This window comes from Novosphingobium sp. (genome assembly GCF_027489515.1).
In the GTDB taxonomy this organism is placed as follows: Bacteria; Pseudomonadota; Alphaproteobacteria; order Sphingomonadales; family Sphingomonadaceae; genus Novosphingobium.
The window spans coordinates 1-20534 of sequence record NZ_JAIXZS010000058.1; the positions used below are offsets into that span (position 1 = coordinate 1).

At 65.2% G+C, this 20534-nt stretch carries 22 protein-coding genes; 10 read left to right on the plus strand and 12 right to left on the minus strand.

What is annotated here, in order from left to right; translation table 11 throughout:
- Positions 1–115: 115 nt before the first annotated feature.
- Entirely contained in the window at positions 116–1579 is a 1464-nt protein-coding gene (locus tag Q0082_RS09900) for a sorbosone dehydrogenase family protein (RefSeq protein WP_298192032.1), read from the minus strand.
- A gap of 77 nt (positions 1580–1656) precedes the next feature.
- On the opposite strand from Q0082_RS09900, the gene Q0082_RS09905 reads away from it, so the two are divergent.
- Complete coding sequence (locus Q0082_RS09905) at positions 1657–2139, plus strand: GAF domain-containing protein (RefSeq protein ID WP_298192041.1); 483 nt, start codon at positions 1657–1659, stop codon at positions 2137–2139.
- A gap of 152 nt (positions 2140–2291) precedes the next feature.
- Positions 2292–3053 (plus strand): glycine zipper 2TM domain-containing protein, encoded by a 762-nt coding sequence (locus tag Q0082_RS09910; RefSeq protein ID WP_298192043.1) that lies wholly within the window; start codon positions 2292–2294, stop codon positions 3051–3053.
- A 141-nt stretch (positions 3054–3194) separates the two neighbouring features.
- Here the strand turns inward: Q0082_RS09910 and Q0082_RS09915 are convergent, their stop codons facing one another.
- The 7 genes from Q0082_RS09915 to Q0082_RS09945 all read right to left on the minus strand — a co-directional run bounded on the left by Q0082_RS09915 (position 3195) and on the right by Q0082_RS09945 (position 10391).
- The gene (locus Q0082_RS09915) at positions 3195–4349 is read right to left on the minus strand and encodes an acyl-CoA dehydrogenase family protein (RefSeq protein WP_298192045.1); all 1155 of its coding nucleotides are present in this window, start codon (positions 4347–4349) and stop codon (positions 3195–3197) included.
- A gap of 118 nt (positions 4350–4467) precedes the next feature.
- Complete coding sequence (locus Q0082_RS09920) at positions 4468–5427, minus strand: ParB/RepB/Spo0J family partition protein (RefSeq protein ID WP_298192046.1); 960 nt, start codon at positions 5425–5427, stop codon at positions 4468–4470.
- Entirely contained in the window at positions 5424–6200 is a 777-nt protein-coding gene (locus tag Q0082_RS09925; protein ID WP_298192048.1) for an AAA family ATPase, read from the minus strand. The genes Q0082_RS09920 and Q0082_RS09925 overlap by 4 nt, the downstream gene beginning before the upstream one ends.
- Positions 6197–6856, minus strand: coding sequence for a 16S rRNA (guanine(527)-N(7))-methyltransferase RsmG (gene rsmG, locus Q0082_RS09930; RefSeq protein WP_298192049.1), 660 nt, complete (start codon positions 6854–6856; stop codon positions 6197–6199). Before rsmG ends, Q0082_RS09925 begins: the two co-directional genes overlap by 4 nt.
- 2 nt (positions 6857–6858) lie before the next feature.
- A complete protein-coding gene (mnmG, locus tag Q0082_RS09935; protein WP_298192051.1) occupies positions 6859–8706 on the minus strand; it encodes a tRNA uridine-5-carboxymethylaminomethyl(34) synthesis enzyme MnmG in 1848 nt (615 codons plus the stop codon).
- A 96-nt stretch (positions 8707–8802) separates the two neighbouring features.
- Complete coding sequence (mnmE, locus tag Q0082_RS09940; protein WP_298192053.1) at positions 8803–10095, minus strand: tRNA uridine-5-carboxymethylaminomethyl(34) synthesis GTPase MnmE; 1293 nt, start codon at positions 10093–10095, stop codon at positions 8803–8805.
- A gap of 17 nt (positions 10096–10112) precedes the next feature.
- A complete protein-coding gene (locus Q0082_RS09945; RefSeq protein ID WP_298192196.1) occupies positions 10113–10391 on the minus strand; it encodes a DUF6489 family protein in 279 nt (92 codons plus the stop codon).
- Between the two features lie 112 nt (positions 10392–10503).
- On the opposite strand from Q0082_RS09945, the gene Q0082_RS09950 reads away from it, so the two are divergent.
- The gene (locus tag Q0082_RS09950) at positions 10504–11202 is read left to right on the plus strand and encodes a dienelactone hydrolase family protein (RefSeq protein ID WP_298192055.1); all 699 of its coding nucleotides are present in this window, start codon (positions 10504–10506) and stop codon (positions 11200–11202) included.
- Positions 11203–11209: 7 nt separating this feature from the next.
- Here the strand turns inward: Q0082_RS09950 and Q0082_RS09955 are convergent, their stop codons facing one another.
- A complete protein-coding gene (locus Q0082_RS09955; protein ID WP_298192057.1) occupies positions 11210–12355 on the minus strand; it encodes an aspartyl/asparaginyl beta-hydroxylase domain-containing protein in 1146 nt (381 codons plus the stop codon).
- 91 nt (positions 12356–12446) lie between these two features.
- Here Q0082_RS09955 and Q0082_RS09960 point away from each other — a divergent pair, with 91 nt between their 5' ends.
- Positions 12447–12830, plus strand: coding sequence for a nuclear transport factor 2 family protein (locus Q0082_RS09960; protein WP_298192059.1), 384 nt, complete (start codon positions 12447–12449; stop codon positions 12828–12830).
- 31 nt (positions 12831–12861) lie between these two features.
- Here the strand turns inward: Q0082_RS09960 and rho are convergent, their stop codons facing one another.
- The 3 genes from rho to hemE form a co-directional block, all read right to left on the minus strand.
- Positions 12862–14118, minus strand: a complete 1257-nt coding sequence (gene rho / locus Q0082_RS09965) for a transcription termination factor Rho (protein ID WP_292939583.1) — start codon at positions 14116–14118, stop codon at positions 12862–12864.
- A 160-nt stretch (positions 14119–14278) separates the two neighbouring features.
- A complete protein-coding gene (locus tag Q0082_RS09970; protein ID WP_298192061.1) occupies positions 14279–14722 on the minus strand; it encodes a CopD family protein in 444 nt (147 codons plus the stop codon).
- Positions 14723–14797: 75 nt separating this feature from the next.
- On the minus strand, positions 14798–15835 hold the full coding sequence (hemE, locus tag Q0082_RS09975) for a uroporphyrinogen decarboxylase (protein ID WP_298192063.1): 1038 nt from the start codon (positions 15833–15835) through the stop codon (positions 14798–14800).
- A gap of 335 nt (positions 15836–16170) precedes the next feature.
- Between hemE and Q0082_RS09980 the strand changes: the two genes are divergently transcribed.
- The 6 genes from Q0082_RS09980 to raiA are packed head-to-tail and all read left to right on the plus strand — an operon-like array spanning position 16171 to position 20410.
- Complete coding sequence (locus Q0082_RS09980; protein WP_298192065.1) at positions 16171–17013, plus strand: pyruvate, water dikinase regulatory protein; 843 nt, start codon at positions 16171–16173, stop codon at positions 17011–17013.
- A gap of 10 nt (positions 17014–17023) precedes the next feature.
- Complete coding sequence (locus Q0082_RS09985) at positions 17024–17608, plus strand: nucleoside triphosphate pyrophosphatase (protein WP_298192198.1); 585 nt, start codon at positions 17024–17026, stop codon at positions 17606–17608.
- On the plus strand, positions 17605–18459 hold the full coding sequence (locus Q0082_RS09990; protein WP_298192068.1) for a shikimate dehydrogenase: 855 nt from the start codon (positions 17605–17607) through the stop codon (positions 18457–18459). Before Q0082_RS09985 ends, Q0082_RS09990 begins: the two co-directional genes overlap by 4 nt.
- Complete coding sequence (coaE, locus tag Q0082_RS09995; protein ID WP_298192070.1) at positions 18456–19058, plus strand: dephospho-CoA kinase; 603 nt, start codon at positions 18456–18458, stop codon at positions 19056–19058. Before Q0082_RS09990 ends, coaE begins: the two co-directional genes overlap by 4 nt.
- Positions 19059–19098: 40 nt before the next feature.
- Positions 19099–19788 carry a DNA polymerase III subunit epsilon gene (gene dnaQ, locus Q0082_RS10000; protein WP_298192072.1) on the plus strand — a complete coding sequence of 230 codons (690 nt, stop codon included), beginning with the start codon at positions 19099–19101 and terminating at the stop codon, positions 19786–19788.
- Between the two features lie 55 nt (positions 19789–19843).
- Positions 19844–20410 (plus strand): ribosome-associated translation inhibitor RaiA, encoded by a 567-nt coding sequence (raiA, locus tag Q0082_RS10005; RefSeq protein WP_298192074.1) that lies wholly within the window; start codon positions 19844–19846, stop codon positions 20408–20410.
- The last annotated feature ends 124 nt before the right edge of the window (positions 20411–20534 follow it).

Consider the following 20534-nt stretch of genomic DNA (forward strand, 5'->3'; position numbering starts at 1 on the left):
AACCCGAACCCGAAGATCAGCCGAATGTGCTTTGCCCATGATCCACCTCCAATGAGGGTGAATCACAAATCACAAACAATGGGAATCCCACGATTCAGATTTTCCGCAGGACGCTCTAGTTCTGCGCCTTCGTCAGATCCGAATCGGTCGCGGGCTTGACGATGAACTTGGTGCCCGGCTTCGGAGCCGGTGGCATCGGCGTTCCCGGGATCGGCGTGATCTCCGCGGCGGGTTTCGCACCCGGCGCGGTCACCCGCCAGATCACCCCGCCGGTATCATCGCTCACCAGCAGCGCGCCATCCTTGGCAAAGGCGACCCAGGTCGGCCGACCATGCGTGTTGTTGTCCTTGGTGAGGAACCCGCTCAGCACCGGCACCGGGGGCCTCGGCAACGCATTGCCGTTGTTGTCGAACGCCACGAAGACCACGTCATAGCCTGAAAGCGGCTTGCGATTCCACGACCCGTGCCGCGCGACAAAGGCGCCGCTGGCGAAACGCTCGCCCATCAGATTGCCCCCGCGCGCGAAAGCCAGACCAAGCGGCGCGACATGCGAGCCAAGGCCATACTCCGGCTTGCGCACATAGGAGAACATGTCGCGCGGCATCGGATCGGTCACGCGCCAGTCGATGTTCTTCTTCCAGTAGACCCACGGCCAGCCGTATTGTGCGCCCAGCGGTACGTTGGTGAGGTAATCCGGCACGAGGTCCGAGCCCAGCATGTCGCGCTCGTTCACCGTCGTCCACAGCTCGCCGCTGCGCGGATTCCAGTCGAGGCCGTTGGGATTGCGCAAGCCCTCGGCGTAAGTGCGCGAGCTCTTGCGGTCGAAATCATACTCATAGATCGCGGCGCGGCCCTTTTCCTTGTCGAGGCCGTTCTCCGCGATGTTCGAGGCCGAGCCGACGGTGACATAGAGCAGCTTGCCATCCGGGCTCAGCACCAGATTGCGCGCCCAGTGGTTGCCGCCGCCGGGCAGATCCATCAGCTTTTCCGGCTTGCCCTCGAGCGTGGTCTGGCCCGGCGTGAAGGGCCACGAAACCACCGCATCGTGGTTGCCGACATAGAGCCGACCTTCGCGCACCACCATGCCGAAGGGGGAACTCAGCCCGGGATTGCTCATCACGAAGCGCTGGTCAGCCGTGCCGTCGCCATTGCTGTCGCGCAGCACCACGATCTTGTTGGGCGAAGCCTCGCCCGCACCCGCGGCCGAAAACAGATAGCCCATCACAAGGCCGGTGATGCCGCCCGGGCCGCGCTGCGGCGGGCCGTTGGTTTCGGCTGCGAGCACATCGCCATTGGGCAGCACGGTGAGGGTGCGCGGGTGATCGAGCTTGTCGGCAAAGCGGGTCACGACCAGCCCTTCCGCAGCCACCGGTGTCTCGCCCGCCGCCCAGCCGACGGGCTTGGCGATGCCGATCGTGGGAAACCATTGCGGCGCGGCTTCGGCCAGCTCGGGCTTCGGCCCGGTGGTCTTCTCCAGCGCGAGCTGCGCGGTATCGCCACGCAGCAGCCAGAAGGCGCCGAGGCCAAGGATGACAAGGACGATGATGAGCCCGGTCAGGGCCTTGCGAATGGTCAACATGGTTCCCTGTCTAGAAGCCGCACCGCAGTCCCGCAATGGTCCTCGCGGTACGCTCCGCAGCCTGCTAAGTTCCCGCCATGTACGATTTTACCCCCACTCCCGGCCAGACCAAGCCCGCGCTCTATGCCGATCTGATCGATGCGGCACGCGCGATCACCCATGATGAGCCCGATGGGGTTGCCAACATGGCCAATTGCGCCGCGCTCCTTGGCCAGTTCCTGCCGGATCTCAACTGGGCAGGCTTCTACCGCATGGTCGGCGGCGAACTCGTGCTCGGCCCCTTCGTTGGCAAGCCCGCCTGCATCCGCATCGCGCTGGGTCAGGGCGTCTGCGGCACGGCTGCCGCCAGCGGGGAAACCCAGCTCGTGCCCGACGTTCATGCCTTTCCCGGCCATATCGCCTGCGATGCCGCCAGCCGGTCCGAACTGGTCGTGCCCGTTGTCCGCGAAGGCGCGGTGATCGCGGTCATCGATCTCGACAGCCCGCTTCCAGCCCGCTTTGACTCCGAGGACGCCGCCGGAATCGAAACCCTCGCCAAGGTTCTCGCCGAGCGGATTTGATCTCTCGGGCACGCAGCGCCGCCAGCAGTGCCCCGTTTCGGTACAGGCACGCCACAAGCCTTGGTCGGCTGCGGCTTGCGATGCTAAACAGCGCGTTAAGACCGGAGTAGTGCGCGGCAGTCCCGCGTATCCGGCCCGTGCAGGGGATCACCATGGCGAAACGTATCCGTGCCCTTCTGATTGTCGGTGTTGCCGCTTCGCTCGCAGCGCCGGCGTATGCGCAGGACCAGGCGCCGCCGTCAGCGCCGCAGGGCGCGTGGGCCTCGGGCTATCCGGGCGCCTATCAAGGGACATGGCAGGGCACATGGCAGGGAACTTATGCACCGCCACCGGGCGGGGCGCCCGGTACCTATGCCCCTCCGCCGGGCAGCTATCCCCAGCCCGGCGTCTATCCGCCGCCCGAAGCCGATCCCCGCTACCGCGAAATGCTCGACAAGTGTCAGGGTGTCGAACGGCGCCATAGCGGCACGACAGGCGCGGTCGTCGGCGGGTTGCTTGGCGGCGTGGTCGGCAATCGGATCGCGTCAGGCAACCGCGTCCTCGGCACCGTGGCCGGCGCTGCTGTCGGCGCAGCGGCGGGCAGTGCGATCGGCAAGTCGATCGACAAGAATCGCCAACGCGAGTGCGAGGAATTCTTCAGCAGCTATGCGCCGCAACAGCCCTATCCCGGCGTGTTTCCTTATGGTCCCCAAGGTGGCTATCCCGGGGGCTATCCGGCCTATGGCTACGCGCCCTACGGCTATGTCATGGTCCCGGTGATGACCATGCAGAATGGCTGCTGCCAGAACCCCGCCCCCTGCACCGAAACCCGCACTACCACGGTCACCTATGTCCGCGAACGTGCGCGCAAGGTGGTCTACCGCCCGGTGCACACCAAGCGTGTCAAGGAAAAGCGGGTCTACGTCGGCAGCTGAACCAGCAGCGCCGGGAACAAGTCACACAGAAAACCCCGCCGGTCGCCCGGCGGGGTTTTTCGTTGGAGCCAGACTTACTCCGGATCTGGCTGAGGGTGGAGCGAGAATGGCTGGCTTCCGCAGCCCGCCCTGCGGCAAATCCTAGAGTTTACGGCCAATCAGTTCCTTCATGATCTCGTTCGTGCCGCCGAAAATGCGCGTCACGCGCGCACCGCGCCAGGCGCGGGCAATCGCGTATTCGTTCATGTAGCCGGCGCCGCCGTGGAGCTGGAGGCACTTGTCCATGATTTCCCACTGCAGTTCGGTATGCCACAGCTTGGCCGCCGCGCCTTCCTCGGCGGTCAGCTCGCGCTTGAGGTGGCGGGCCAGCGCCCAGTCGAGGTGCGCCCAACCCACCTGCAGCTTGGCCTTGAGGTCCGCCAGCGTGAAGCGGGTGTTCTGGAAATCGAGGATCGGCTTGCCGAACGCCTTGCGCTCACGCGTGAATTCCACGGTGTCGTCAAACGCCTTCTGCGCCGAAGCCTGTGCGCTCACCGCAATCGAAAGGCGCTCCTGCGGTAGCTCGCTCATCAGGTAGATGAAGCCCTTGCCCTCTTCCCCGAGGCAGTTGGTGATCGGCACGCGCACATCCTCGAAGAACAGCTCCGAGGTATCGGCTTCGTCCTGGCCGATCTTGTCGAGGTTGCGCCCGCGCTTGAAGCCTTCGCGGTCCGCCTCGACCAGCACGATCGAGACGCCCTTCCACGCCGGCTGGACCTCGGTGTCGGTCTTGCAGCACACGAGGATCAGGTCGGCGTTCTGGCCGTTGGTGATGTAGGTCTTGGACCCGTTGATGACGTAGTGGTTGCCGTCCTTCTTGGCGCTCGTGCGCATGCCCTGAAGGTCGGAACCGGTGCCCGGCTCGGTCATCGCGATGGCCGTGACCACCTCGCCCGAGACCATCTTGGGCAGCCACTTGCGCTTCTGCTCTTCCGAGCCATACGAAACGAGGTAGTTCACCACGATGTCGGATTGCAGCGAGAAACCCGTGGCGACACGGCCGTAATAGGCGCTCTCTTCATCGACGATGGCGTTGTATCCGAAGTCGAGGCCGAGGCCGCCGTATTCCTCGGGTACGGTCGGGCACAGCATGCCGAGTTCGCCCGCCTTGGGCCAGATCGACTTGGGCACGATGCCCGCCTCAGCCCACTCGTTGGCGTGCGGCGCAATTTCGGTTTCGAGGTAGCGCCGCACCGTCTGGCGGAACGCCTCGTGGTCGGGCGTATAGGCGGAGCGGGGAATCAGATCGAGCGACATGGCAGGCTCTCCGGTTTCGGGTCTCTTATTGCTCTGAAAGATAGGCAAACCCGTCCGCTCCGGTCAATCGAAATTAATCGACCGGTTAACTAGTCCTTGAGGGCAGGCTATGCGGCCTTCAGATCGCCCCGCCCGTCAGCCGCTGGCAGATCAGGTCGAGCTGATCGAGCGTCTTGTAGCGGATCGTCACCGAACCCGTCCTCGGGTCGGCATCGGCCTGAATCGTCACCTTGAGCCCGAGGAACTCCTCGAGATGCGCTTGCACCGCCGCAATGTCGGCAGAGCTTGCCGGATCGCGCCCTGCCCGTGCCCGCCGCGGCGCCGCATCCGGGCGCATCGCACGCTTGGCCAGCCGCTCCACATCGCGCACCGAATGACCCTTGGCGACTGTCTCGCGCGCCAGGGGAACCGGATCGGGCAGCACCGCCAGCGCGCGCGCATGCCCCATCGATAGCTGCGCGCGCTCGACCATGTCGAGCACTTCGCCCGGCAGCACCAGCAGCCGCATCAGATTCGCGACATGGCTGCGCGACTTGTCGACGAACGTGGCAATCTCCTGCTGCGTCAGCCCGTCCTGCTCGGAAAGCCGCTGATAGGCACGCGCTTCCTCGATCGGGTTGAGGTCCTCGCGCTGGAGGTTCTCGATCAGCGCCAGCGCGGTGACTTCGCGGTCATCCAGCTGACGGACGATCGCCGGAATCTCGTGCACGCGTGCGCGCTGCGCCGCGCGCCAGCGCCGCTCGCCGGCAACCAGCTGATAGCGCCCGCCACCCATGGGCCGCACCACGACCGGCTGGATCACCCCGCGCGCCGCGATCGAGCGCGCCAGCTCTTCCAGCGCATCCTCGTCGAAGTGCCGCCGCGGCTGCTCCGGATGCGGCTCGATCGAGGCCACCGAGAGCGAAGCCAGCCCGCTGACCACCTGCTCACCCGGCGCCGAGACCGAAATCCGCGAAACCGCTTCCTCGCGCCGCGTCTCACCCAGCAGCGCGCCCAGCCCCCGGCCCAGCGCAGGCCGCTTGGCTGCCTTGACGCCAAGGTTCCCAGCCGCGCCGGTGCCTTCCGCTTCCCCGCTCATGCTGCTTTCCTCCGCTCCGGCAGGCGACCGATCAACTCGCGCGCCAGCTTCATGTAGGCCTGCGATCCGGCGCAGGCGTGATCGTAGATCAGCGCCGGAAGCCCATGGCTCGGCGCTTCGGAAAGCCGGACATTGCGCGGGATCACCGATTCGAACACCAGACCATGCAGGCACGAGCGCACGTCGTCCGCCACCTGGTCAGTCAACCGATTGCGCCGGTCATACATGGTCAGCACGATGCCCAGGATGCCGAGATCAGGGTTGAAGCGGTCCTGCACCCGCTCGACAGTCTGCAGCAGCTGGCTCAGTCCCTCCAGCGCGAAGAACTCGCACTGTAGCGGCACCAGCAGCGAATTGGCCGCCGTCATCGCATTGAGCGTGAGCAGGCCCAGCGAGGGCGGGCAATCGATCAGGCATATCTCATGTCCGGCATCCTCGGCCAGAGCCGCGCGCAGCTTACCGGTGCGGTCGGTTGCACTGACGAGCTCCACCTCGGCGCCCGACAGGTCCACGGTTGCCGGGATCAGATCCAGCCCCGGAATCCGCGTCGGGATCATGCACGAAGCCACGCTCGCCTGTTCGATCAGCAGATCATACGACGAGCGCTCACGCTCCGCCGCTGATACGCCGATCCCGGTCGAGGCATTGCCCTGTGGATCGAGATCGATCAGCAGCACCTTCCATCCGGTCGCGGCCAGCGCCGTGGCAATGTTGATCGCTGTGGTGGTCTTGCCCACCCCGCCCTTCTGGTTCGCGACGGCTATCGTGATCATCGACCTGAACCTCGCTTGCGTGATGCGTTCCTGCCCGTTCGCCCGTGCAGATGGCCAAGGATGATGCCGGCCGATGAATCGGTCAACGACTGTTCCACGTGAAACACGCGATTCCAATCGGCACCAAGCGTTTCCAGCTCATGCTGCGCCTTGGCCCCTTTCGGCAACAGCCACAAAGTTTCCGGTGTGGAAAAGCGCGCTGCCATGTCCAGCAACCGATCCAACGGCGCAAACGCCCGCGCGGAGATCACGGCCCACGTCCGGTCTGCCAGATCCTCGACGCGCGAGAGCACGACTTCGACATTGGCCAAGCCCATCTCCGCAGCCGCACGCTCGAGCCACTCGGTCCGCAACCGCCGCGAATCCACCAGCGTCACCATCCGCTCCGGCTGTAGCGCTGCGATCACCAGGCCGGGAAAGCCTGCCCCGCTCCCCAGATCGAGCCAGGGACCGGCCGGCACTATTGCACGTGAAACATGAAGCAACTGAGCGCTATCGAGAATGTGCCGTTGCCAGACCGATTCGAGCGATGGCCGCGAAACAAGGTTCTGGCGGACATTCTCCGCCCGCAAAGCAGAAACCAGCGTCTCCAGCCGCGCCATCGCATCACCATGCCGCTCCGCCAGCCAACGCTGCGCCTCGGTCTCCGCCGACATGCTCATGCCGCCACGCGGCGCCGCGCCGCCACCAACAGGGTGGCCAGAGCGGCCGGAGTAATCCCGGGCACGCGCCCTGCCGCCGCCAGCGTGTCAGGCCGCGCCTGCTCAAGCCGCTCAACCATCTCGCGCGAAAGTCCTGGTACCTCGCCATAGGGAAAGTGATCACCCAGCGGCACGCCATCGCTGGCCCGAAGCTGCCTCAGCTCCGCCTCCTGCCGCACGAGATAAGGCGCATAAGCGGCGTCCTCCGTCATCTCCTCGCCGAGATCGGCATCCGGCATGGTATCACCCAACCACGACGCCAAAGCCTCCATCGTCACTTCCGGAAACCGAAGCCACTCGGACAGCGACCGCCGCACCCCATCGCCGCGCACCATGACGCCACGCGCGTTGAGCTCGCTCGGCAGAACGGCCTGCTCCAACTTCGCCGCGAGCAGCCTTCGGTGCTCCTCGCGTGACGCAAACCACGCCGCACGCTCGGGGCCGATGCAACCGGCAGCGATCCCCAGCGGCGTCAACCGCGTGCCGGCGTTGTTTGCCCGCAGCCGCAGTCGGTACTCCGCTCGCGCGGTCAGCATCCGGTAAGGCTCCGAGACCCCGTGCAGCGTGAGGTCGTCGATCATGACCGCCATGTAGCTCGAAGCCCGATCGAGCGCGGGTGCACCTCGCCCCAGCACCGCCGCGGCTGCATGCATCCCGGCAACCAGTCCCTGTGCCGCTGCTTCCTCATACCCCGTCGTGCCATTGATCTGCCCGGCGCAATAAAGCCCCGGCATTGCCCGCAGTTCCAGACTGCGCCGCAGCGCGCGCGGATCAATGTGGTCATACTCGACCGCGTAACCGGGCGCGAGAATCTCGACCGCTTCCAGCCCATCCATTGAACGCATCATCGCGACCTGCACATCGGTCGGCAATGATGTCGAGACGCCATTGGGGTAGATCACATGGGTGTCGAGGCCCTCGGGTTCGAGGAAAACCTGATGGCCATCGCGATCCCCGAAGCGGTGGATCTTGTCCTCGATCGAGGGACAGTAGCGCGGACCCTGCGCGTCGATCGCACCGCTGAACAAGGGCGACCGATCGAGCCCGGCGCGAATGGCGTCATGGGTTCGTGCGTTGGTTCGGGCAATTGCGCAGAACACCTGCGGCTGCTGGCGCACCCCGGTCAGCGGCGACATCGTCCAATGCTCGGCATCGCTTGGCTGCACCGGCAGTCGCGACCAGTCGATGGTGCGGCCATCGAGCCGTGGCGGCGTCCCCGTCTTGAGGCGTGCCATCGGCAGCCCTGCCCCGCGCAGTTGCTGCGCAAGGCGGTGCGCTGCCTGCTCGCCAATGCGGCCACCTTCCATCCGCTCCTCGCCGCGGAACAGGCGTCCGCCAAGGAACGTACCGGTACAAAGCACCACCGCTTGCGCTACCAGCGCCGTGCCATCTGCCATATCCACGCCGCACACTGCCCCGCCTGCAAGGCGCAGCGCTGCGGCCTCGCCCGCCACAACCGTCAGCCCATCCTGCGCAGCCACCATGCGTTGGATCGCGGCACGAAACAGCTGGCGGTCGGCCTGCACCCTCGGGCCCTGCACCGCAGAACCCTTGCTTCGATTGAGCATCCGGTAATGAATTGCGGCCTCGTCTGCCGCACGGCCGATCAGTCCGTCGAAGGCATCAACCTCACGCACGAGATGACCCTTGCCCAGTCCGCCAATCGCGGGATTGCACGACATTGCCCCGATCGCGGCCGGATCGAAACTCACCAGGGCCGTGCGCGCACCCATGCGCGCGGCGACTGCCGCCGCCTCGACGCCGGCGTGACCGCCGCCGACCACGATGATGTCGAACTGCTGCATGGCGCCCGCGATATGCGATTCGCGCGGCCGCGTCAAAGTCACCAGGCCAAGGCCAAGGTCAGTGTTAGTGTCAGCGTCAGTGTTTCACGTGGAACATCATTTGCCGATGCAGAACCGCCCGAACAGCGCGTCAAGCATGTCCTCGGTCCCGGCGCGCCCGACCAACCGATCGAGTGCCACCCGCGCCAGCCTCAGGTTCTCCGCCGCCAGAAGCGGATCGCTGCACCGCGCCGCGTCACGCGCCGCCACAGCGACTTCGGAGAGCAGCGCGTGCTGCCGGCCATTGAGCGCGAGTGCACCTGGCCGGGGGAGCGACAGCCGGGCGTGGTCGACCAGTCCATCGCGCAGCGCGTCGAGCCCCTCCCCGGTCAGCGCGGAAACGCGGAACCGGGCATGACGCTTCGCAGGTACATCCGCCCGGTCGCATTGCGCAGCAATCTCCCACACGGACGGATGGTCTGGCCCTGCGCCCTCCGGCCCCAACCACAGCACGAGATCGGCGCGCTCGGCCTCGGCACGGGCACGGGCAATCCCGATCTGCTCGATGGTTCCGGCGCCCTCGTCTCGTAAGCCCGCGGTATCGACGAACGCGAACGGCACTCCCCCAATGGCAACCCCGCGCACGAGGACGTCGCGGGTCGTGCCGGGCTCGGCGGCCGTGATCGCCGCCTCATCCTCGACCAAAGCATTGAACAGCGTGGACTTTCCCGCATTTGGCGGCCCGGCGAGGACGACCCGGAAACCCTCGCGCAGCGGCTCCGCCCGTGGCCGGGCCAACCAGACCCCAAGCTCGTCGGCGAGGGCCGCGCAGCTCTGCACGATGCCTTGCGGCATGGCACCGTCATCATCGATATCGTCATCGCCCGCAAAATCGAGTCCCGCCTCGAGTGCGGCTGAAAGCGCCAGCACCCTCCCGCGCCAATCCCCCACCTCCCGCGATAGCGCACCGCCTGCCATGGCGAGCGCGCTGCGCCGCTGCAGCTCGGTCTCGGCAGAAAGCAGGTCCGCCAGTCCCTCCGCTTCGGCGAGATCGAAGCGGCCGTTGGCAAAGGCCCGGCGCGTGAACTCGCCCGGCTCGGCGCGGCGTAGACCTGGCAACGCACTGAGCGCGGCTTCGACCGCTGCCACAACCGCACGACCGCCATGAAGATGCAGTTCGGCGCTGTCCTCACCCGTTGCGGTGCCCGGCCCAGGCAACCAGAGCGCGACCGCCCGGTCGAGCGTGTCCCCGGCCTGGTCGCGAAGCACCGCCAGTACAGCCCGGCGCGGCGGCGGGCGCGTGCCGGCTAACGCCTCCAGCGCAGTGCTGGCCTGCGGACCACTCACGCGGATCACTGCAATCGCAGCCGGAGGCGCGCCCGACGAAAGCGCAAAAATTGTGTCAGTCACTGGCAGGGATCGATCGCTCAGGTCTTGGGCTTGTCGCCCCCGGCAGCGCCCGCCTTGAACCCGGCCATGGCCGCGCCTGCACCCTGCTCGACAAACTGCTGGAACAGCTTGAGTCCCATCTCGCCCATCGGCGCGATCTGCTTGGCGAAGCCCTGCAGCTGATCCACGCTGTTCATGCCCTGCATCGCCTTGGCAATTGCATCGACATAGACGTCATTCGCGCGCGTCACATCCGGCAGACCCAGGAAGCGGCGCGCCTCTTCCGGCGTGCATTCCACCTCGACATTGACTTTCATGGCGGCACCCTTCTCGATGGTTGGCCTCAACACTGTCATGCACGCTTGGCAAAGTCCACGCTGCCAGCCAAACAGCGCATCGACCAACCGCAACAACACAAGGACCAGCACCATGGGCGAGATGACGACGATTCCCACCCTTGATGGCGACAACGAGTTTCCGGTCTACATCGCCACCCCCGAGGAACAGACCGAAGCCGCCATCATCGTCATCCCGGAGATCTTCGGCGTGAATGCCGGAATCCGCAAGAAGTGCGAAGACTGGGCTGCGCTCGGCTATGTCGCGCTCGCCCCCGATGTCTTCTGGCGCTTCGCGCCCGGGGTTGAGCTCGACCCGGATGTGCCCGAGGAATTCCAGACCGCGCTCGGCTATTTCGGGCAGTTTGATGCCAACCTCGGCGTGCAGGATATCGAAGCTGCGATCCGCTGGCTCCGCCACGTGCAGGCAGTCGACAAGGTCGGCCTCGTCGGCTTCTGCCTCGGCGGGCGGATGGCCTACATGGCCGCGGCGCGCACCGATATCGACGCTTCAGTCGGCTATTATGGCGTGATGATCGACCAGATGCTGAACGAAGCGCACGCCATCGCCAACCCGCTGATGCTGCATATCCCGACCGCCGACCACTTCGTCGGCCCCGAAGCGCAGGCCGCGATCCACACCGCGCTCGACGCCCATCCCAAGGTGGTGCTGCACGATTACGTCGGCCTCGATCACGGATTCGCCGCTGAAATGGGCGCGCGCCGCGATGTGGCGGGCGCCGAGCTTGCGGATCAGCGCACGCGCGACTTCTTCAAGGCCCACCTCACCTGAGTCCGGCTCAGGCCGCTGTCCCGTCGTAGCCCGCAATGCCTTCGAGCAAGCGGGCTATCGCGGCGCGGTCTTCCTCGGGCACTTCGGGCCGCCAGATCTCGAACAGCAGCACGGTGCGCGTCTCGGGCCCGGCGTTGCGCGCCTCGTGCTCCATCGAATCGTCGAAGATCAGCGGCACACCCGGCTCCCAAGTGCGCGTCTCGCTACCCACCCGCAGCGTGCAGCCGAACGCCGTGCGGATCGGCACGTGGCAGATCAGGCGGGTGTTGAGCATACCCGTATGCGGTGCGATGTGCGTGCCAGGCTTCAGCCGTGACCACAGCGCATTCGGCGCGCGTCCGGGGATGATCGGCATTGGCGCAAGCGCGAGCGCTGCCATGGTCGCGGGGCAGCGAGCCGCGTTTGCCGCAACCGCAGCGCCATCCTTCCAAAAGTAGAACGCGCCCCATGCCGGATCTCCCAGCAGGGGATTGTTGGGCGCCGGCCGGTCCTCCGATGCCGTCACATAGGGCGCGAAGGTGTCCTCCGCCTCTTCGGCCATGACCGCAGCAAGCTCAGCCTGCATCGCGGGCAGCAGATCGAGTACGCCCTCCATCCAGCTGAACTCCGCCGGATCGTAGAACCGCCGCTGCGGCAGGCCGGGATAGTAGAATAGCGAGGGCTGCTGCAGGTCGATCTCGCGCGTGCCGCGCAGCAACCCCAGCGCTTCTTCCATCGCCGGCGAAAGCCCACCCGTCATCACCGCATCGAGATGCCGCTGGAACGACCCTTGCGCCTCACCCATGAACGCCTGCGCCGCCGCTGCCATGCCTTCCATACCGCGCGGAATGCCGCTGACCGCCGCCTGTGCCAGTGCGGTGGTATAGAAGCTCACCGCCGCGCGGTCGTCCCCCGCGCGCTGGCGCAGCTGTCCCTTGGCGAGCAGCGCGCCCACATCGCGCGGAGTCAGCGCCAGCTGCCGGTCGAGCGCAGCTTCGGCTGCAGCGTGCTGACCCAGCGCCAGCTCTGCCTGTGCGAGCGCCGGCCAGGGCATCCGCTCGGGTGACGCGCAAGCACTCGCGTCTCGCAGAAGTGCCGCTGCGCGCGCCGCATCCCGCGCCCGCAATGCCGCGAGTCCTTCCGTGATGAGCACATCCGGTGAAATAGTTGTCATGCCGCCACGACTAGCGCAAACCTGCGCTGGATCAATGGCAGGCGCACCCGGGCGTGCGACAAGGCTGCGAGAAGATAAGGAGAGAGACATCATGCACACCGGCCTCGCCGCCTGGCACCGCTATATGCACACCGGCGACACCGCCCTGCTGGCTGACCTCATCGCGTCCGATGCGGTGTTCCATTCACCGGTCGTGCACACCCCGCAGGAAGGCCACGCCAAGGTGCTGATGTACCTCACCGCTGCGGGTCAGGTCTTCGCCGATACCGGCTTCACCTATGTCCGCGAACTGGTCGACGGGCCCGAGGCCCTGCTCGAATTCACTGCGACGGTGGACGGCATCCACGTCAACGGTATCGATCTGATCCGCTTCGATCTCGAAGGAAAGATCATCGATTTCAAGGTGATGGTGCGGCCGCTCAAGGCCATGAACAAGCTCTGGGAAATGATGGCGGCGGCGCTGCAGAACACCTGAGCGCCGCCGGGATTCCCTACTGATTCGCCACTTACTGATTCATCGTGGCGAAGAAGTCCTCGTTGGTCTTCGAGTTCTTCATCTTGTCGAGCAGGAATTCCATCGCATCGATGGTGCCCATCTGCATGAGGATGCGGCGCAGCACCCACATCTTGCTGAGCTGATCCTGCGGCACGAGAAGCTCTTCCTTGCGGGTGCCGCTCTTGCCCACATCCAGCGCCGGGAAGATGCGCTTGTCCGCAACCTTGCGGTCGAGCACGATTTCCGAGTTGCCAGTGCCCTTGAATTCTTCGAAAATCACTTCGTCCATGCGGCTGCCGGTATCGATCAGTGCGGTGGCGATGATCGAGAGCGAGCCGCCCTCCTCGATGTTGCGTGCGGCGCCGAAGAAGCGCTTCGGCCGCTGCAGTGCGTTGGCATCGACACCGCCCGTCAGCACCTTGCCCGAGCTCGGCACCACGGTGTTGTAGGCGCGGCCGAGGCGGGTGATCGAATCGAGCAGGATGACAACGTCACGCTTGTGCTCCACCAGGCGCTTGGCCTTTTCGATCACCATTTCGGCAACCTGCACGTGGCGGCTGGCCGGCTCGTCGAAAGTCGAGGAAATCACCTCGCCCTTCACGCTGCGCTGCATGTCGGTCACTTCCTCGGGGCGTTCGTCGACCAGCAGCACCAGCAGGAACACTTCCGGATGGTTGTCGGTGATCGCCTTCGCCATGTTCTGCAGCAGCACGGTCTTGCCGGTGCGCGGCGGCGCCACGATCAGTGCGCGCTGGCCCTTGCCCTGCGGGCTGACGAGATCGATCACGCGAGCCGACTTGTCCTTTACGGTCGGGTCGAGCGTATCGAGCCGCAGGCGCTCATTCGGGTAAAGCGGCGTCAGGTTGTCGAAATTGACGCGGTGGCGCACAGCGTCGGGCTCGTCGAAGTTGACCTTGATGAGCCGCGTGATCGCGAAATAGCGCTCGCCGTCCTTTGGTGCGCGGATCTCGCCTTCCACGGTGTCGCCCGTACGCAGGCCCCATTTGCGGACCTGGTTGGGCGAGACATAGATGTCGTCCGGCCCGGCCAGATAGTTTGCCTCTGGGCTGCGCAGAAAGCCGAAGCCATCGGGCAGCACTTCGATCGTGCCGATGCCGAGGATTTCCTCGCCGTCTTCAGCCACTTCCTTGAGAATGGCGAACATGAGGTCCTGCCGCCGCAGCGTGCTTGCGCCTTCGACATCAAGTTCCTCGGCCATCTGGACGAGTTCGGCGGGCGTCTTCTTCTTGAGTTCCTTGAGATGCATCTTGTCATTATCCGAGTAGGGGCAATCGCGCGCGCCGGAGGGTCGTTGGGCTTGGGGAAAGCGGACCAAAGGGGGCAGGGCGAGAACGCGCTGCCAAACCGGAATGCAAGAGCGCGTTTAGGCCCCGCCGCAGTATGCGTCAATCAAAGAACGGCGTGCATCAGAACGGCTTCACGATCACCAGCACCACGATCAGCGCTGCGGTCACGCCCGGAATCTCGTTGAGCAGGCGCAGCTGGCGCCCGGTCAGCTGCCGCTCGCCTCGCGCCAGCTTTGCGGCATAGCTCGCCAGCCACAGGTGATAGGCGCTCAGCACCAGCACCAGCAGAAGCTTGGCGTGAAACCAGCCTTGCGTGAACCACTCGCCGCTAACCGCCAGCGCGAGGCCGAAGCCCCAGACCACGAACAGCGAAGGCCACATGATGATCTTCATCAGCTTGCGCTCGCGGTCGATCCAGATCGCGTTTTCGGGCGATCCTTCGGGCGCTTCCTGGTGGTAGACGAAGAAGCGCGGCAACATGAACAGCCCCGCCATCCAGAAGATCACGAATATGACGTGGCCGGCCTTGAGCCAGAGATAGAGCATCGCGAGCACCTGCATCATTCTGCGAAGACTAGCGCTTTCGCAGCTGGTCCGGAACTTGAGATTTGGGGCGGATCACCCCGCCCCTGGTACGTCTCAGTGCGACCAGCCGCGCACAACCTCGAGCAGCCGCTCGACATGCGGGATTGGCGTGAACTGTCCGATACCGTGCCCAAGGTTGAACACATGCGGCCGGTCGGCAAACACATCGAGCACGCGCCGCGCCCCGTCTTCCAGCGCCGGGCCGCCTGCCAGCAGAAGCAGCGGATCGAGATTGCCCTGCACCGGCAGGCCGGCGGGCAGCGTCTTTGCCGCCCAGACCGGGTCGATCGTTTCATCCACACCCACGGCATCGACTCCGGTGCCCTGTGCATAAGCGGCCAGCTTCTCGCCCGCGCCCTTGGGGAAGCCGATGATCGGCACGTCGGGGTGCAGCTTGTGCATCGCCTCGGTGATCCGCGCATTGGGGCCGATCACCCAGCGTTCGAACTCGGCGGGAGCAAGGCTGCCGGCCCAGCTGTCGAACAGCTGCAGGCCTTCGGCACCTGCCTTCACCTGGCCACTGAGGTATTCCACCGTCACATCGATGATCGCATCGATGATCGCCTGGAACGCGCCCGGATCGCGATAGGCCATTGCGCGCGTCTCGTGCTGGTCGCGGCTGCCTTCGCCCGCCACCATGTAGGTCGCGATGGTCCAGGGGCTGCCGGCAAAGCCCAGCATGGTGGCCTCAGGCGGCAAGGCCGCGCTGACGAGGCCCACGGTATCATAGATCGGCGTAAGGCGCTCAGGCACGCTCCTGAGCGTCTCCAGACCGGCATCGAGCAGGCGGGGCGAGAGCGCCGGGCCTTCGCCGGCAAGAAACTGGAGATCCTGACCCATCGCATAGGGTACGATCAGGATGTCCGAAAACAGGATCGCCCCGTCAAAGCCGAACCGGCGAAGCGGTTGGAGCGTGATTTCCGCAGCCGCCTCGGAATCGTAGACGAGCGCAAGGAAACCGCCTTTTTCCGCGCGCAATTCGCGGTACTCGGGAAGGTAGCGCCCCGCCTGGCGCATCAGCCAGATCGGACGGCGGGAAAGATTGGCCCCCTTGAGGGTGGCGAGAAGCGGCTTGTCGGCAGGGCTAGACATCAGTGCGTCGGTCCAAATCAAATCTATAGATTCTTTTGAATCAGATTGAGGTAGTTAGTTGGCCCTGTGGAAAGCGGGGACGACATGCATCTGCCCGAATTGTCCTGCCGTCTCCACAAAAAAGAGTGTCAGCGACTCTGAACGCTTGCTGGGGCAAGCGAAACTTCTCCCCGCTGTCCCCGGCCTGTGGATAGAGTTTCCCGCCTGTTCGCAATGTGGCTGCCTGAAGACCGATGCCGGGGGTACAATTGCAACGCAAACTTGTCGGCGCTTTCCTCCCGTGGTTTATCCTAGCGTTCTCCACAGCCTCTTCCCGGGGCGGGTCAGGAACGGCGATGGCGCGTCTGCACTTGCATCTTCTCTCCGATTCCACCGGTGAGACGCTCGAAATGATCGCCAAGGCCGCGCTCGCGCAGTTCGATGATGCCGATGTCGTACGCCATTTCTGGCCGATGGTGCGCTCGCAGCAGCATCTGGATCGGATCATGGGGGAAATCACCGCCAATCCCGGCCTCGTGCTGTTCACCATGGTCAATGCCGAAACCCGCGAGCTGCTGCAAAGCCGCTGCGCTGCGTTGGGTCTGCCGAGCGTTCCCGCGCTCGACGCAGTGACGCTCGCGCTCGAAGCGCAGCTCGGGCAGGCGGCCAAGGGCCGGCCGGGTCGCCAGCATGCGATGGATGATGCCTACTTTCGCCGGGTCGAGGCGATCCAGTTCACCATCGCGCATGACGACGGCATTGCCTGGGAAGATTGGGAAGCGGCAGATATCCTGCTTGCCGGCGTCTCGCGCTCGTCCAAGACGCCGACTGCGATCTACCTTGCCAATCGTGGCTACCGCGTGGCGAACATCCCCATCGTCGTCGAGAGTCCCCCGCCGCCTGCCTTGTTCAGCCTGCGCCGCCCGCTGGTTGTGGGGCTGACGACGAGCCCTGAACGACTGATCCAGGTGCGGCGCAACCGGCTGCTTTCGCTCAATCAGGCGCCCGAGACGGCGTATGTCGATAGCGAGCACGTGGCGCGCGAGGTGCAGTATGCGCGGCGGATGTTCGCGGATAATGGCTGGCCGGTGATTGACGTCTCGCGCCGTTCCATCGAGGAAACCGCCGCCGCGGTGATCAATCTCTACAATGAGCGCCGCCCCGATGGCGGTGTGGGTGGCGGTGGGCACGCGTTTTGAAGGTGAAGACATGCTGATACTGGCATCACAAAGCGCGAGCCGGAAGGCGATGCTCGCTGCGGCAGGGGTGCCGTTCGAGGCGCGCGGTTCCGATGTTGACGAGGCGGAGATCAAGCGCGAGCTCATCGGTGTGCCCGGCAGCGAAATTGCCATGATCCTGGCCGAGGCCAAGGCGCTTGCCGTCTCGGTCGGCACGCCGGGGCGGTTGGTGCTGGGCGGCGATTCGCTCGTCGAAGTCTGCGGTCGCACCTTCGACAAGCCTGCGACCCGCGAGGATGCGGCGCGACATCTCGCGTTCTTCTCTGGGCAGACCATGCATCTCCATTCCGCCGCGATTCTGGTGCGCGATGGCGTGCCGGTCTGGCGGCATGTCGAAACCGCCAAGCTGCGTGTGCGCTCGCTGTCGGGCGATTTCATCGAGAGCTATCTGGCGCAGGAATGGCCCGCGGTCAGCGGCTGCGTCGGCGTGTTCCGGATCGAGGCGCTCGGCGTCCAGCTCTTCGAACATATCGAGGGCAGCCATTTCACGGTGCTCGGCATGCCGCTCCTCGCCCTCCTCGGCGCGCTTCGCACGCAAGGCGAGCTTGCCGCATGAGCCTGCCCTATGCCGAAGTGATCGGCGATCCGATCGTCCAGTCGAAGTCACCGGCGATTCACGGGTTCTGGCTGCAAGCTCTTGATATAAAAGCAACTTATCAGGCTACGCATGTTCACACGGGTAAACTTGCTGAATATCTGAACACCCGCCGCCCCGACCCTCTCTGGTGCGGCTGCAACGTTACCATGCCGCACAAGCAGGCCGTGATTCCTCTCCTCGACCGCCTTGATCCGCTCGCCGCCGCAGTGGGTGCGGTCAACACGATCGTGCCCGAAACAGGCGAACTCGTCGGCTACAACACTGATGTCCCCGGCTTCCTCGAACCCCTACGCGCCGAACTTGATCAGACGCACTACTTCCGCATGGCCCGCGTCCTCGGCACTGGCGGCGCGGCACGTGCCATCATCAAGGGTCTTGCCGGTGCCGGGCTCGTCATCGTGCTGGCCGGTCGCAACCCCGACAAGGCCCGTGCCCTGCTCGACGAGCTCGACCCAGCCGGTGAGCACCATGTCGTCGACATCGCCCACTTTGCCGATCCCACCGACTTCGCCTTCGACGATCGCGACGGTTGCCTCGATCTCGTCGTCAACGCGTCCTCGCTCGGCATGACCGGCCAGCCGCCGCTGGTCTTCGACATGAGCCACGCTCCGCCCGGCTCCATCTTCTACGACATCGTGACCAGCCCGCTCGAGACACCGCTCCTTCAAGCAGCACGAGCGGCGGGGTTTCGGACGATTGACGGATTGTCGATGTTGATCGGCCAGGCCGACCACGCCTTCCGCCGCTTCTTCTCTGCAATGCCGCCCCGCGAGCGGGATGCCGATTTGCGCAAGGTCCTAGGCGCATGACCCGTCCCTACATACTTGGCCTCACCGGCTCGATCGGCATGGGCAAGTCTGCCGTCGCGTTGATGCTGCGCGAGCTTGGCGTACCTGTGTTCGACGCCGACGCGACCGTCCATCGCCTGCAGGGGCCAGGCGGCCGACTGCTGCCTGCCATCGAGGCGGCTTTTCCGGGCACGACCGGCGCTGACGGAGTGAACCGCCAGGCTCTGGGCGCGCAGGTCTTCGGCAATCCCGAAGCGCTCGGTCGGCTCGAGGCGATTGTTCACCCGGCGGTTGCCGAAGAGCGTGCGGTTTTCCTGCTGGAACACGCCGGGCAGCCCATTGTCGTGTTCGACATCCCGCTGCTTTATGAGAAAGGCCATGGCGCCGGGCTTGATGCTGTTGTCGTCGTCTCCGCGCCTGCCCACATGCAGCGTGATCGCGTCCTCGCGCGGCCCGGTATGACGCCGGAGAAGTTCGCGCAGATCCTCTCGCTTCAGGTGCCGGATACCGAGAAGCGCGCGCGTGCCGATCATATCATCGACACCGGCGTAACCCTCGCCGAGACCCGCGAACAGGTGGCGGCGCTGATCGCTTCCATCCGGCAAAAAAACCCGCGCTGAAGCCTTGCCAGCCCCTGCTAGCGGGTCCAGACTACACCCAATGCGTGAGATCGTTTTCGATACAGAGACGACCGGCCTCGACCCGCAAAGCGGTGATCGGCTGGTGGAAATTGGCTGCATCGAAATGCTCAACCGTGTGCCTACTGGCGCCGTGTTTCACGCCTATTTCAACCCGGACCGGTCCATGCCCGCCGAGGCGGAGGCGGTCCACGGGCTGTCCAGCGCTTTTCTGGCCGACAAACCCCGCTTTGCCGAGCGCGCCGAGGAACTGCTCGCGTTTCTCGGCGAGGCACCGCTGGTTGCGCACAACGCCGGGTTCGACTTCGGCTTCCTCAATACCGAGCTAGCCATGTGCGACCTGCCGCCGGTCGACCGCTCGCGCATGGTCGATACGGTGGCCATCGCCCGCCGCAAGCACCCCGGCGCAAAACTCAGCCTTGATGCGCTTTGCTCGCGTTATGGGATAGATCGCAGCCACCGCGTGCGCCACGGAGCGCTGCTCGACGCAGAACTTCTGGCACAGCTCTATGTCGAGCTGATGGGCGGCCGGCAGATTGGTCTGGAGCTCGCGGCCGAAGTCGGGATCAAGGAAGCCGTGGCAGTCGCTCCGATCCGCACCACTGCTGTGCGCACACCGCGGCCCGCGCGGCCGCATGCACCGAGTGCAGAGGAGCTCGCCCGGCATGCCGCCTTTGTCGATGCGATCAAGGGAGCCATCTGGCTGCAATGAATCTGCCATGCCCGGCTCAGCCCGGGCAACGGATTGAGCGAAGGAGAGTGGACTTATGGATATTCGTGTTTCTGGCCACCAGGTCGATACCGGCGCCGCTTTCGAAGCTCATGCTGAAGAGCGTCTTTCCGCAATTGTCGACAAGTACTTCTCGCGCGCGCTCACCTCGCACGTGACGCTTGGCAAGGCGCCGCATGGCGGATTTCGCTGCGATATCGTCACGCATGTGGCGCAGGGCCTGATCCTCAAGGGCAGCGCGGTCGCGCAGGATGCCCACATCGCGCTCGATCAGTCGGCCGAGAAGATCGACAAGCAGCTGCGTCGCTATAAGCGCCGGATTACCGCGCGGCAGGATCAGGCCGATCACGCCCGGCGCGAGGAGGACGCAGCCTACACGGTGTTTGTTGTCGAAGAGACCGAAGCTGAAGAACCCGCCGACGCACCTCTGGTGATTGCGGAGACGCGTGTCGACGTGCCGACGGCCAGTGTATCGGATGCGGTGATGATGCTTGATCTGCGCAACACCAATGCACTTCTGTTCAAGAACGCCGGCACCGGTGTGCACAACATGGTCTATCGCCGCGGCGATGGTTCCATCGGCTGGGTCGAACCAACCAAGTAACCGGATCGACAAGACCCGATCGCAATCCCATGTCCATTGCAGGGATCTGGCACACTGCGGACACGATTCGGTGCTTGCACCGCGCCGCGTTCGGGCGCATGGGCCCCTTCACATCCGGCGCGCG